Origin of the sequence: Piscicoccus intestinalis NBRC 104926, from assembly GCF_001515525.1 — a bacterium.
GTDB lineage: Bacteria > Actinomycetota > Actinomycetes > Actinomycetales > Dermatophilaceae > Kineosphaera > Kineosphaera intestinalis.
The window spans coordinates 1-11,862 of the sequence record NZ_BCNQ01000140.1 but is presented as its reverse complement, the minus strand read 5'-3'; the positions used below and the strand labels follow the sequence as shown (position 1 = coordinate 11,862).

Here is an 11,862-nt window from a genome sequence, read left to right as displayed (position 1 = left end):
GAACGCGCCCGCCGACCCGGCTCCCGCGGAGCCTGCCGCGCCCGCCCCGGTCTCCTCGGGCGCGAACTGACGCGAGGCCAGCCGCAGCGTCGCCGCCGGAGCCGTGATCGACGTCCGCGTCAGCGCGCGGCGCCGTAGAGGCGCACCTCGGTGCCGCCGCCGGTGCACACGACGACGGGTCCGCCGGCGCAGGTGACGTCGTGAGCCCGGGCGCCCTCGGCGGCGCGTACCCCGACGAGCCGGGCGGCGCGACCGTCGGCTCCGCTGCGCACATAGGCCCGGTGCATCGCCCGGGCGAAGCCGGCCGAGCCCTGCGCGCCCTGGGGCAGCACCGCGATCGGATACGCACCCGTGCCGAGGTTGGCGATCAGCGTGCCCTCGCGCGCGTACGGACGCGGGGTCACCCCGGACGCCGCCGTCGCGACCCCGCCGGAGCCGACGCGGCCGGCCGCGGCCCGGGCATCGACGTTCACGCTCGGCGATGGTGACGAAGTGGGAGACGGCGCGGCGGACTCATCGCCGCCGCCCAACCCGAGCGCGGCCCACCCGACGAGCGCCGTCGCCGCGACACCGAGCCCGACCAGAACCGGGCTCCGCCGACGAGAACCCCGGCCCATCGGCCCCCGGGCCGTTGAAGACCGGCCCGTCGAACCCCGGCCCGACACTGCCCGGCCCGACGTCGACCGGCCCGACGTCGACCGGGGCGACGTCGACCGGGGCGCCGGCGAATCCGACGGGCCCCACTGCGGGGCCGAGACGATCGGGGTCGGCGTCGGCGGCGTGGGGGCGCGGGCCGCGGCCGGCAGCCCCTCCAGCTGGCCGGTCAGCGCCGCCAGATTTCGCTGCGCCGCGGCGGCATCGGGGCGCTCGCGCGGATCGCGAGCGAGCATGTCGGCGATCACCGCCCACAGCCCACCGGGAATCCCGGGCGGTCGCCCGGGCGTGTGCGTGGTCAGCGCCCGCAGCACCGACTCCTGATCGCCGGCGGCCGCGAACGGCGGGTAGCCACAGGCGAGTTCGTACAGCGTCGCGCCGAGCGCGTAGACGTCCGCGGCCGGGGTGGCGGCGTGGCCGTCGGCGAGTTCCGGCGCGAGATAGTGCGGAGTGCCGAGGGTGTCGCCGGGCACCAGCGCGCCCGCGAGCCCGGCGATGCCGAAGTCGGACAGCCGCGCGCTCGGCGGATCGGTCTGCTCGTCGAGCAGCACGTTCTCGGGCTTGACGTCGCGGTGCACGACGCCGAGCTTGTGGGCGCAGGCCAGGCCGGAGGCGATCTGGGCGCCCCACCCGGCGACGTACACCGGCTCCAGCGTGCCCCGCTCGCGCAGGTGTTTGCGCAGGTCACCGCCGGTGGCGCGCTCCATGACGATGGCGAGCGTGGAGCCCTCGACGACGAGATCGACGACGGGGATGACGTGCGGATGCACGATGGCCCGCAAGGCGTCGCGCTCACCCACGAACCGGCGCACGGTCTCCGGGTCGTCGGCGTACTCGGGATGAAGGAACTTCACCGCGAACCGGTGGCCCTCGCGGTCGCGCCCGTCGACGACCTGTCCGCTGGCGCCGCGCCCGATGACCTCGCCGACGAGGTACGCGCTGCCCAGCGGCCGCCAGGCGGAATGGTCCCCGGTGCTCAGCCGTCCGCCGTCGTCGGGAGCCGGGCCGGGCTCGCTGCCCGTGACGGGCTCGTCTGCATACGTCATGGTTCCCCCGGAGACGGCTTGCTGCGGCTCCTGCCAGTATCCCCCAGGTTGATGAATCACTTAGTTGGACATCACCATTCGTTGTGAAACCGCCTCGGAGGAGCCGGACCCGTCAGGCGATCGGTCCCGTGATCGCCCCGTGCGGACACGGTAACGCTGCGGTGGCAGCGGGTGGCAGCGGGTGGCAGCGGGTGGCAGCTCGCACTGCGCACGCCGGCTCGCCCCGTCGCGCGCGGCCTCGGCACTACGTTGTTGCTCAGCCGCTCCGGCTCAGGGGCGCTCGTCGCCGCCCGCCCACCGCGACGGCGGACGACCGCACGGCCTCTCGTCAGCACGATGGTTCGCACGTCACCGGCCCGACACCACTGAGAAGGATCCGTCATGAAGGCAGCCCGCTACTACGGCAACCGCGACATCCGCATCGAGGACATCCCCGAACCCACCGTCGGAGCCGGTGAGGTCGGCATCGACGTGGCGTGGTGCGGCATCTGCGGCACCGACCTGCACGAGTACCTCGACGGGCCGATCTTCTGCCCCGGCCCCGACGAGCCGCACCCGATCTCGGGGGAGGCCGCGCCCGTCACCCTCGGCCACGAGTTCTCCGGGGTGGTCTACGAGGTCGGCGAGGGCGTCGACGACATCGAGGTCGGCCAGCACGTGGTCGTCGAGCCGTACATCATCGCCGACGACGTCGACACCAGCGAGAACTCCCACGACTACCACCTGTCGAAGGACATGAACTTCATCGGTCTCGCCGGTCGCGGCGGCGGGCTGGGGGAGAAGGTCAGCGTCAAGCGTCGCTGGGTGCACCCGATCAGCGACGACGTGCCGCTGGATCAGGCCGCGCTCATCGAACCGCTGTCCGTCGGGGCGCACGGCGTGGACCGCGCCGACGCGAAGGAGGGCGACTTCGCGCTCATCGGCGGCGCCGGCCCGATCGGGATCCTCACCGCTGCCGTGCTCAAGGCCCGTGGCATCACGGTCGCGATCAGTGAGCTGTCGCAGCTGCGCCGGCAGAAGGCCCTGGACGCCGGGTCGTCGACTATGCCCTCGATCCGAGCGAGGTCGACGTCGCGGCGGAGGTGCACCGGCTCACCGACGGGCACGGCGCCGACATCGCGTTCGAGTGCACCAGCGTGCAGGTCGTCTTCGACACCCTCGTCGCCGCTCTGCGTCCGACCGGCAAGCTCGTCGTCGTCTCCATCTGGGGACACCCCGCGACGTTCGACATGCAGAACCTCGTGCTCAAGGAGCTCGACATCCGCGGCACGATCGCCTACTGCAACACCCACCCGGAGACGATCGAACTCGTGGAGTCGGGCAAGGTCGACCTCGCGCCGTTCATCACCGGCAAGATCGGCCTCGACGGCCTCATCGACGAGGGCTTCGACACCCTCATCAACCGCAACGAGACCGCGGTCAAGATCCTCGTCTCGCCCTCGGGCAAGGGACTCGAGTGAGCACCCGGTCGCCGCTGTAGATCCGGATGACGCTCTGCCGAACGGGCGATATGGCGCCCGTTCGGCAGAGCGGAGTCGGCTGCGCTACTCGATGCCGGCGGTGCGGTCGAGTTCCTGCAGCAACTCGTGCGCGGCGACCTCGACCTTCTTGTGTCGCCACTCGGCGGCCCGGTACACGCAGGCGATGAGTCCGGAGCGGTGCACGCGCGTGAAGTCGCCGACCACGAACGCGTAGCGCGCCTTGGTGCCGTCGTTGGCGCCCACCGTGAGCCCGAGGTGCCAGCGCGCGTACTCCTCGAACGAGTGCTTCTCCAGGTAGGCATTCTGCGCCGCCGCGTCGGGCTGCACGTCGCCCCAATCGCTGTCGAGCACGTACCGCTTCTTGCCGATGAGCTCGCGCGCGAAGGTCACCGCGGCATCATTGACGTCGTACTTGGCCATGGTCGAAGTGTGGGCGCTCGCCGCCGAGAGCGACAGCCGAAGGCAGGTCCCTGCGGTGGACCCGGAACATGCTGAGATGACCGGGACGGAGGTGCCTCGTGATCGACTCGACCAACCTGCCGAACGCCGGCCCTCGACCGGTCGGCGCCCGCGCGGCGCGCCGGCGTCTCCTGGTGTTCCCGGGCTCGGCCGTCGCGACCGGCGGGATCGTCGCGCTGGCCACGTGGCCGCGGCTGCCCGACGTGATGGTCACCCATTGGGGCGCGGGCGGCGCCGACGGGTGGATGCCCCGGGCCTGGGCGGTCGGCCTCCCGTTGGCGATGAGCCTGATCGCTCTCGCTTGGAATCTCGTGGTGGCCTACGCGCGCCCGCGCTCGATCCGGGGGACCATCGACGTCGCCGTCATCGCAGGCCTGTTCAGCTGGCTCGGCACGACCACGCTCGTCGCGTCGATCTGGTTGGCCGAGGCCATGGGGGAGGCGGTCGTGCTGATCGTCGGCCTCCCGATCCTCGCGGCCGTGCTCGTGTACCGCGACGCGCGCTCTCGCTACGTCCGGTCGTCCGACGGATAGCGCGGGGCGCGACCGGGCTGCGTCAGTCGCGGCGCTCGCCGCGGTGCTCGGGGCCGGTGTCGCCGGAGACCGCCTCCTGTGAGTCCTGCGAGGAGATCCGCAGGCCACCGAGCACGTCGCCGGAGTCGGTGCCGGTCACCCGGCCGCCGATGACGCCGTCGGCGCCCTCCTCGGCTGTCGGCGCGTCGGACATGACGACGCCGCCCTGGCCGGAGCGTGTGCCGGTCTGGCTCGCGGTGCTCTCGGCCACCTGGGACTCGGGGTTCTCGCGGGGGTCGATCTGATCCTGCTCGCTCATCGCTGCGCTCCGTTCGGTAATCGCGTTCAGGGCCTGAGGGGGACAAGGTGCGGGCCGGTTCACGCCCCAGCGTGTCACGCCCTCCCGCCCGCCCGCCCCACGGGTGCGCTCTGCCGAACGGGCGATATAGCGCCCGTTCGGCAGAGCGGAGTCGGCCGCGGCGCGAACGACCTCGTCCCAGATCCACCTGACACCCCCGGGAGTAAACCTCGACGCACGTGTGTTGAGCCAGACAAGCTCAACTTTGGAGGTTGCTCATGACGCAGACGCGTCTTCCCCTGCTGCTCGTGGACGACCAGGTCGTCCTGCCGGGCATGGTGGTGCCGATCGAGCTCGATGACGCCGCTCAGGCCGCGATCGACGCGGCCGCCGCGAGCTCCGACGACACCGTGCTGGTCGCTCCGCGCCTAGAGGACCGGCTCCCCGCGTACGCCGTCGTCGCCGACGTCGTGCAGCGCGGTCGCACCCCCGACGGCCAACGCGCCGCCGTGCTGCGCGGCCGCACCCGCGCCCGCCTCGAACAGGGCGTCAGCGGGCCCGGCTCCGCGCTGTGGATGGAGGTCGAGCCGCTCGAACCCACCCCGGTCGACGAGGAGATCACCTCGCTGGCGGCCGAGTACCGCGGGCTCCTGCTCGCCGACCTGCAGCGCCGCAACGCCTGGCAGGTCATCGAGTCGGTCAACCGCGTGACCGAGCCCTCGGCGCTGGCCGACCTCGCCGGGTACGCCAGCTACGTCTCCAACGCCCGCAAGCGCGAGCTGCTCGAGACCCCCGACACCGCGGCCCGGCTCCGGCTCGTCATCGGGTGGACCCGCGACCACATCGCCGAGTCCGAGGTCAGCGACAAGATCGCCGAGGAGGTGCGCGCGGGCGTCGACAAGACCCAGCGCGAGTACCTGCTGCGCCAGCAGCTCGCCGCGATCCGCAAGGAGCTCGGCGAGGGCGAGCCCGAGGGCTCCGACGACTACCGCGCCCGCGTCGAGGCCGCAGACCTGCCCGACAAGGTCCGCGAGGCCGCCGTGCGCGAGGTCGACAAGCTCGAACGCTCCAGCGAGAACAACCCGGAGGCGGGCTACATCCGCACGTGGCTCGACACCGTGCTCGAGCTGCCGTGGCACACCCGCACCACCGACTCCGTCGACATCCCCGGGGCCCGGGCGATCCTCGACGCCGACCACCACGGGCTCGACGACGTCAAGGACCGCATCGTCGAGTACCTCGCCGTGCGCGCCCGCCGCGCCCAGCGGGGCATGGAGGTCGTCGGCGGCCGCGGCTCCGGCGCCGTGCTCGCCCTCGTCGGCCCGCCCGGCGTCGGCAAGACCTCGCTCGGGGAGTCCGTGGCCCGCGCGCTCGGTCGAAAGTTCGTGCGCGTCGCCCTCGGTGGCGTGCGCGACGAGGCCGAGATCCGCGGCCACCGCCGCACCTACGTCGGGGCGCTGCCCGGGCGGATCGTGCGCGCGATCGGCGAGGCCGGCTCGATGAACCCCGTCGTGCTGCTCGACGAGATCGACAAGGTCGGCTCCGACTTCCGCGGCGACCCCGCGGCGGCGCTGCTCGAGGTGCTCGACCCGGCGCAGAACCACACGTTCCGCGACCACTACCTCGACCTGGATCTCGACCTGTCCGACGTCGTGTTCCTCGCCACCGCCAACGTGGTCGAGTCCATCCCGCAGGCGCTGCTCGACCGCATGGAGCTGGTCTCCCTCGACGGTTACACCAGCGAGGAGAAGGTCGCGATCGCCCGCGACTTCCTCGTGCCGCGCCAGCTGGAGCGGGCCGCGCTGACCGCCGACGAGGTGACCATCACCGACGCGGCGCTGCGCGAGCTGAGCAGCGACTACACCCGCGAGCCGGGCGTGCGTCAGCTCGAGCGGTTCGTCGCCAAGGTGCTGCGCAAGGTGACGACCAAGCTCGGCGAGAACGGCGAGGAGCCGGTCACCGTCGACGTCGGCGACCTGCGCGGCTACGTCGGCCGGCCCCGGTTCACCCCGGATGCCCACGAGCGCACCAGCGTTCCCGGCGTCGCGACCGGCCTGGCCGTCACCGGCATGGGCGGCGACGTGCTCTACATCGAGGCGACCGCGGTGCCGGGGGCATCCGGCGGCCCGAGTGGCTCGGGCGGCTCGGGCGAGGCGTCGGTGGTCGCCAGCGACACCCGGCTCACCCTCACGGGTCAGCTCGGTGACGTCATGAAGGAGTCGGCGCAGATCGCCCTCTCGTACGTGCTCGGCCACGCGCGCGAGCTCGGCATCGAGGACGACTCGCCCTTGCGGGGCCGGGTGCACGTGCACGTGCCCGCGGGCGCGATCCCCAAGGACGGCCCGTCGGCGGGCGTGACGATGGTGACGGCGCTGACGTCGCTGGCCACCGGTCGCCCGGTGCGTTCCGACGTCGGGATGACCGGCGAGGTGACCCTCGGCGGCCGGGTGCTGCCGATCGGAGGCGTCAAGCAGAAGCTGCTCGCCGCCCAGCGCGCCGGGCTGACCACGGTGTTCATCCCGGCCCGCAACGAGGCCGACCTCGACGACGTGCCGGCCGAGGTGCTCGACGCGCTGCGGGTGCTGCCGATGGGTGACGTCGCCGACCTCGTCGCCCAGGCCCTCGAGCCGGCCGCGGCCGGAACGCCGGGCTCAGAGGGCTCACCGGGCGCCCAGGAGGCGTACGACGCGGCCTGAGCGACCCGGCGGCCCGGCCTGATCCGGGTCCGAGACGAAAGTGGCATACATACTCCGCGGCGCCATCGCGCCGCAGCCCGCCGACCAGCGTCGATGCAACCGCGATCGGCTCGGTGAGGCGAGTGTGTATGCCACTTTCGTCTTCGCTGCGGCCGCAGCCCCTCAGACAGTCCCTCAGACAGCTCAGACCGGGTCGTCGAAGGTGATCTCCGCCAGCGGGCTGCGGTCCAGCCAGTCCTGCAGGCGATACGACTGCGGCGAACTAGGGTTGATCGAGCGCAGCCAGGCCAGGATCGGCTCGAAGACGGCGCGGCGCTCCGCGGGGTCGGTGATCGGCCGGGCGGTCGCGGGCAGGTCGGCGCGCACTCCCCGCTTGAGGTGGACGATGAGCCGCGGGTCGGCCCGCAGGTTGGCGTACCAGTCGCGGCGTCCCGGGCTGCCGGTGAGGTACCAGCGCCCCTCGACGTAGTGGAACCAGATCTCGATCCGGCGTGGGTCGCCCGAGCGGGCTCCGTACGTCGTGATGTCGATGGTCCGCTGCGCGCCGGACGCGTCCGGCGCGAGCCGCAGGGTCGAGCGCACCGCTTCGTCCATCGTCGGCCTCCTTGACAGTCGGCGATGTTACGCGGGACGCAGCGCGGTGCGCATCCTCTCGATGGTCAGCCGCAAGCCCTCGGGCCACGAGATCTGCGGGTACCAGACGAGCAGCTCACGGGTCGCGTCGGCATCGGGATAGCGCGGTGTGCAGGCTTCCTCGCCGTCGAAGACGATGGGGGAGTGCGAGCGCGAGGTGGCGACGACGTGTCGCGCCAGCTCGTCGAGCGTGGGCATGTCGGGGTGGCCGAGGTCGACCGGTCCGCTCTCGGCGCTCGCGGCCAGCGCGATGAGGCCGCGCGCGATGTCGTCGGCGTGGCACGCCGACCAGGGCTGCGAGCCGTCTCCGGCGATGACGGCTGGCCGGCGAGGGCCTGCCGCAGCAGCGTCGACACCGTGCCGCGATCGCCCGGTCCCGGCCGCGGCCCGTAGGTGTCGAAGACCCGGGCGATGGCCACGCCCAGGCCCTACACGTGCCGGAACGCCGTGGTCGCGGCTTCGCCGCCCTGCAACTCGGCCTCCGACGTCTGCGTCGCCGGCGTGGCGATGACGAAGCGGGCGCCCTTCTCGATGGCCAACTCCAGGGTCGCGCGGGTGCCCTCGGGGCCTTCCAGCCTCGCCCGCGCGGCGGCTGTGTCGGCGCAGTCGGGGCCGTCGGCGCCGCGCTCGGAGCCCCCGCCGAGGGTCGCCTCGTGGTGGCGCAGGGCCGGGGAGGCCAGGTGCAGCACCAGGTCGACCGGTCCGGGGACCTGCAGCGGCCCCGTCAGCTCGTGGTGCACGGTCATGAACCCGGCGTCGTCGGCCAGATGGGCGAGGTTGCTCGGGCAGTCGGTGGCCGGGTGGTCGACGCTGACGACCGCGATGCCGCTGCGCCGCAGGCGGGTGCAGACGTGGCTGCCCACCGATCCGGCTCCGCCGGTCACGACCGCACGGCGGAACCGCGGGCGCGTGCTCTTCATGTCACCAACTCCTGAGGTGCACGGGTGCCTGCCTCGGATGGATGAGATGGATGGTGGGTGGCGTCGGGGGTCGCGACGGATCGGGTGCGTGCCGTGGGTCGGGGCACCCGTCCAGCCTGACACGGCGGCCGAGAGCGGACAATGCGTAAATCCTCCTAAATCGGTTGATTTGAGCGCGCTGCCCTCGCATCGGCAGACGCCCCGTCCCGGAGCGTGTCGAGGTGATGCTCGAGCCACTCGTCGACATCCCCCGACCGGGCTCGAGCGGCCGAATGCCCGTCGGCGGCAAGCCGGTACGTCTGCAGGGTGGCGGCGGCGACGCTCGCCCAGCCGTGGCGTCGCTCGACGAGTTCGCGGCCGGCGGCGGAGAACGCGGCGGCCGTGCGCACGTCGGTCAGGAGCGCCCCGAGCGCGCGGGCCGTGGCGCGCGGGTCGCCGGGCGGCACGTGATAGCCGGTGACCCCGTGGCGCACGGTGTCGAGCAGGCCGCCGACGGCGCTGGCGACGACGGGGCGTCCGCAGGCCATGGCCTGCAGGGCCGCGAGGCCGACCGGCTCGTGGTCGGGCGTGCAGGCGACGACGTCGGCCGATCCCAGCAGCGCCGCCAGCTCGGCCCGGCGCAGGGGGCCACGCAGCTCGAACCGGCCCTGCACGCCGAGGTCGGCGGCGAGGCGGTGGAGCCGGCGCGCCTCGGGGTCGTCGTCCAGACGGTCGGCCGGTGGGCCGCCGGCCACCACGAACTCGGCTCCCGGCAGCATCGGCAGCGCCCGCAGCACGACGTCGAGACCGAGACCGCGACCGAGGCCGCAGGCGGGCCGGGTGACGGCGACGATGCGCGGTCGCCCGGGCGTCTCGGTCGGCTCCTCCATCGCGAAGGTGTGCAGATCGACGCCCCAGGGCACGACGTCGATGCGCTCCGGATCGGCTCCCAGCGCCCACAGCTCGGCCCGTTCGGACCGACTGGTCGCCACGATCGCGTCCGCGTCGCGAGCCAGCGCACGCTCGGCGTCGAGACGCTGGCTCGAGACGGGCCCGGCGCCGTGGCGGGGCGCGGTGACGGCGAGCCCGGCGAAGGTCTGGACGCGCGGAGCCGGCACGATCCGCGTGGCGTGGGCGGCGACGACGCCCGACCTCCAGCCGATCGCGTGCACGACGTCGGGCCGGCCCTCGCTGAGCCAGCGCAGGCCCACCTGCCGCCCGAACTCGGGCAGATACGGCGAGAGCTCCCCGGGCGGGACCGGCGCCGACGGACCGGCGTCGACGGGCACGATGCACACGCCCGGAGGCCGCGTGAGCACCGTCGGCGTGCGCAGGTCGTCACGGCGGACGAACACCGTGACCCGGTGGCCGAGGTGCCCCAACGCGCGGGCGAGTTCGGCGCCGTGCAGGGCAAGGTCGTCGGGGTGCGGCCCGGCGACGGATGGTGCGGGGGTGGCGGGGTCACCGATCAGGGCGATGTCCATGGGGATACCTCTTCGCGACGTCGACCGGTGTCGAACGCGAGAGGTCGGTCATCGACGCAGGCGGCGCTGCCGCCGCCGATCGAGACCTTGCCCGCCACTCCAGACACACCGTTCGCGCGGTGCCGGGGGCCGGGGCAGTGGGATCACCTTGGCACGCTCAGGCCGATTGCGCAATAAGCACATTCCGCCGGTTGCGTCGGCCTCAGGTGGACAGCGCGCGCGCCTGCTGCACAGTCTCCTGTGCCACTTCGCGCAGCGGGCGTCGCTCGTGCCGCGCCTGCGCCCGGAGCAGTTCGAACGAGCGGCCCATGTCGAAGCCGGTGCGGGCGGCGACGACACCCTTGGCCTGCTCGATGAGGGTGCGCGAATCGAGGGCGGCCTGCAACTGGCCGGTGAGTTCGGCGCTGGCGGTGAGGCGGTCGCGGGTGACGATGCCGAGCGTCGCGGCCCCGGCGAGGATCTCGCAGAACGGCAGATCGGTCTCGGCGAGGCTGCGCCCGTGACCCATGAAGATGTTCAGCGCGCCGATCGTGCGATCGCCCAGGCGCATCGGGATGGAGTGCACCTCGTGCATGCCCGCCTCGACGGCCGCGACCGCGAAATGCGGCCAGCGGTGCGCGTCGGCGCTCAGGTCGCCCGACGACACGCGGCGACCGAGCCGGTAGGCGTCGAGGCACGGACCCTCGTGGGCCTGCAGCTCGAGCAACTCGAGGTTGCGGGCGCCCTCCGAGGAGGAGGCGAGCACGTGCAGCCGTCCAGCCGGATCGGCGAGCATGATGCCGGCGTGGTGGCAGGCGGTGTGGCGCAGGCAGCCCTCCAGCAGGAGGTTGGCGACGTCGACGGGCCCGAGGCCGCTGGTGAGACCGTCGGTGAGGTCGCGCAGCAGGACGAGGACCTGGAGGTCGGCGCCGTCGACCGGCGGGTCCGGGGGCGATTCTGGACTCTTCGACACGATGATCACCTGCTGAACGTGTGCCCCGCCAGGCATGGATATGACGATTGTTCGCGGTCCGGGGCGTCCGTGTCGGTGGGGCCGTCGGACCGCGTGTGACGATCCTGTCACACGGTCGCGGGGCGCGCGGCGGGTCGCCGACGGGCGGCCCGGTCGGCGACCATGTCATCGCAGCTGCCGTCATCGGCTCGGGTGCGCACGTTCGCCCTGCCGCAGCGTCTGGCTGGGGCTCTCCCCGAACTCGGCGCGGTAGCTGGCCGCGAACCGGCTCCCGTCGGCGAACCCCCAGCGCAGCGCCACCTCCCGCACCGTGGTGCGCCGCGGGTCGGCGGCGCGCAGTTGCCGGTGGGCGTGGTCGAGGCGCGCGCGGCGCAGGTGGCTCATCGGCGTGGTGTCGAGGTGCCGGCGGAAGGCCAGCTGCACCGCGCGGGGGGTCGCGCAGGCGGCGTCCGCGATGTCGGAGACCGTGAGGTCCCGGTCCGGGTGCGCCTCGATGAAGGCGATCGCGCGCCGCAGGGTGCGCGGCCGCGGGTCGGTGCACTTCTCCCCGGTCGCGACGAGCGGCGCGACCCCGAAGGTGTCCGCGGCCACGGCGGCCAGCATCCGGGCGGTCTGACCGGCCACGAGCGGGTTGTCCATCGAGTCCGGGTCGCTGCGTACCGTTCGGCGCACGAACCGCAGCGTGCTCGTCCAGCGACGGGCCGCGGCGGCGGAGACGGGCAGCAGGCTCGCCGGGCGCACGGCCGCC

The 11,862-nt window shown here is 73.3% G+C and carries 11 protein-coding genes and 1 pseudogene; 3 read left to right on the top strand and 9 right to left on the bottom strand.

The genetic code is table 11. The annotated features are described in order from the left end of the window. Positions 1-119: 119 nt before the first annotated feature. On the bottom strand, positions 120-1,700 hold the full coding sequence (locus PINTE_RS24815; RefSeq protein WP_068433313.1) for a serine/threonine-protein kinase: 1,581 nt from the start codon (positions 1,698-1,700) through the stop codon (positions 120-122). A 381-nt stretch (positions 1,701-2,081) separates the two neighbouring features. On the opposite strand from PINTE_RS24815, the pseudogene PINTE_RS17435 reads away from it, so the two are divergent. Further along, positions 2,082-3,160, top strand: a pseudogene (locus tag PINTE_RS17435) (2,3-butanediol dehydrogenase). A gap of 84 nt (positions 3,161-3,244) precedes the next feature. On the opposite strand, the gene PINTE_RS17430 reads toward PINTE_RS17435, so the two are convergent. Next, complete coding sequence (locus PINTE_RS17430) at positions 3,245-3,601, bottom strand: hypothetical protein (RefSeq protein ID WP_068433305.1); 357 nt, start codon at positions 3,599-3,601, stop codon at positions 3,245-3,247. 98 nt (positions 3,602-3,699) lie between these two features. Between PINTE_RS17430 and PINTE_RS17425 the strand changes: the two genes are divergently transcribed. Further along, positions 3,700-4,173 (top strand): DUF1648 domain-containing protein, encoded by a 474-nt coding sequence (locus tag PINTE_RS17425; RefSeq protein ID WP_068433303.1) that lies wholly within the window; start codon positions 3,700-3,702, stop codon positions 4,171-4,173. Positions 4,174-4,195: 22 nt separating this feature from the next. On the opposite strand, the gene PINTE_RS17420 is transcribed toward PINTE_RS17425, so the two are convergent. Beyond that, entirely contained in the window at positions 4,196-4,471 is a 276-nt protein-coding gene (locus tag PINTE_RS17420) for a hypothetical protein (RefSeq protein WP_068433301.1), read from the bottom strand. 257 nt (positions 4,472-4,728) lie between these two features. On the opposite strand from PINTE_RS17420, the gene lon reads away from it, so the two are divergent. After that, positions 4,729-7,146 (top strand): endopeptidase La, encoded by a 2,418-nt coding sequence (lon, locus tag PINTE_RS17415; RefSeq protein ID WP_068433299.1) that lies wholly within the window; start codon positions 4,729-4,731, stop codon positions 7,144-7,146. 183 nt (positions 7,147-7,329) lie between these two features. Here lon and PINTE_RS17410 read toward each other — a convergent pair whose 3' ends face one another. The 6 genes from PINTE_RS17410 to PINTE_RS17380 all read right to left on the bottom strand — a co-directional run. After that, on the bottom strand, positions 7,330-7,740 hold the full coding sequence (locus tag PINTE_RS17410) for a nitroreductase/quinone reductase family protein (RefSeq protein ID WP_068433297.1): 411 nt from the start codon (positions 7,738-7,740) through the stop codon (positions 7,330-7,332). Between the two features lie 27 nt (positions 7,741-7,767). Then, a complete protein-coding gene (locus PINTE_RS17405; protein WP_068433295.1) occupies positions 7,768-7,977 on the bottom strand; it encodes a hypothetical protein in 210 nt (69 codons plus the stop codon). A gap of 230 nt (positions 7,978-8,207) precedes the next feature. Further along, entirely contained in the window at positions 8,208-8,699 is a 492-nt protein-coding gene (locus PINTE_RS17395) for an NAD-dependent epimerase/dehydratase family protein (RefSeq protein ID WP_068433290.1), read from the bottom strand. 155 nt (positions 8,700-8,854) lie between these two features. Further along, positions 8,855-10,162, bottom strand: a complete 1,308-nt coding sequence (locus PINTE_RS17390) for a glycosyltransferase (protein WP_068433288.1) — start codon at positions 10,160-10,162, stop codon at positions 8,855-8,857. Between the two features lie 202 nt (positions 10,163-10,364). Then, on the bottom strand, positions 10,365-11,114 hold the full coding sequence (locus PINTE_RS17385; protein WP_169798563.1) for a GAF and ANTAR domain-containing protein: 750 nt from the start codon (positions 11,112-11,114) through the stop codon (positions 10,365-10,367). 180 nt (positions 11,115-11,294) lie between these two features. Continuing rightward, on the bottom strand, positions 11,295-11,862 hold a 568-nt coding region (locus tag PINTE_RS17380), incomplete at its 5' end, for a helix-turn-helix transcriptional regulator (RefSeq protein ID WP_157087332.1).

Coding starts and splice junctions, on each gene's coding strand:
- PINTE_RS24815 (WP_068433313.1), bottom strand. CDS start 1,700: ATGACGTATGCAGACGAGCCCGTCACGGGCAGCGAGCCCGGCCCGGCT.
- PINTE_RS17430 (WP_068433305.1), bottom strand. CDS start 3,601: ATGGCCAAGTACGACGTCAATGATGCCGCGGTGACCTTCGCGCGCGAG.
- PINTE_RS17420 (WP_068433301.1), bottom strand. CDS start 4,471: ATGAGCGAGCAGGATCAGATCGACCCCCGCGAGAACCCCGAGTCCCAG.
- lon (WP_068433299.1), top strand. CDS start 4,729: ATGACGCAGACGCGTCTTCCCCTGCTGCTCGTGGACGACCAGGTCGTC.
- PINTE_RS17410 (WP_068433297.1), bottom strand. CDS start 7,740: ATGGACGAAGCGGTGCGCTCGACCCTGCGGCTCGCGCCGGACGCGTCC.
- PINTE_RS17405 (WP_068433295.1), bottom strand. CDS start 7,977: ATGCCCACGCTCGACGAGCTGGCGCGACACGTCGTCGCCACCTCGCGC.
- PINTE_RS17395 (WP_068433290.1), bottom strand. CDS start 8,699: ATGAAGAGCACGCGCCCGCGGTTCCGCCGTGCGGTCGTGACCGGCGGA.
- PINTE_RS17390 (WP_068433288.1), bottom strand. CDS start 10,162: ATGGACATCGCCCTGATCGGTGACCCCGCCACCCCCGCACCATCCGTC.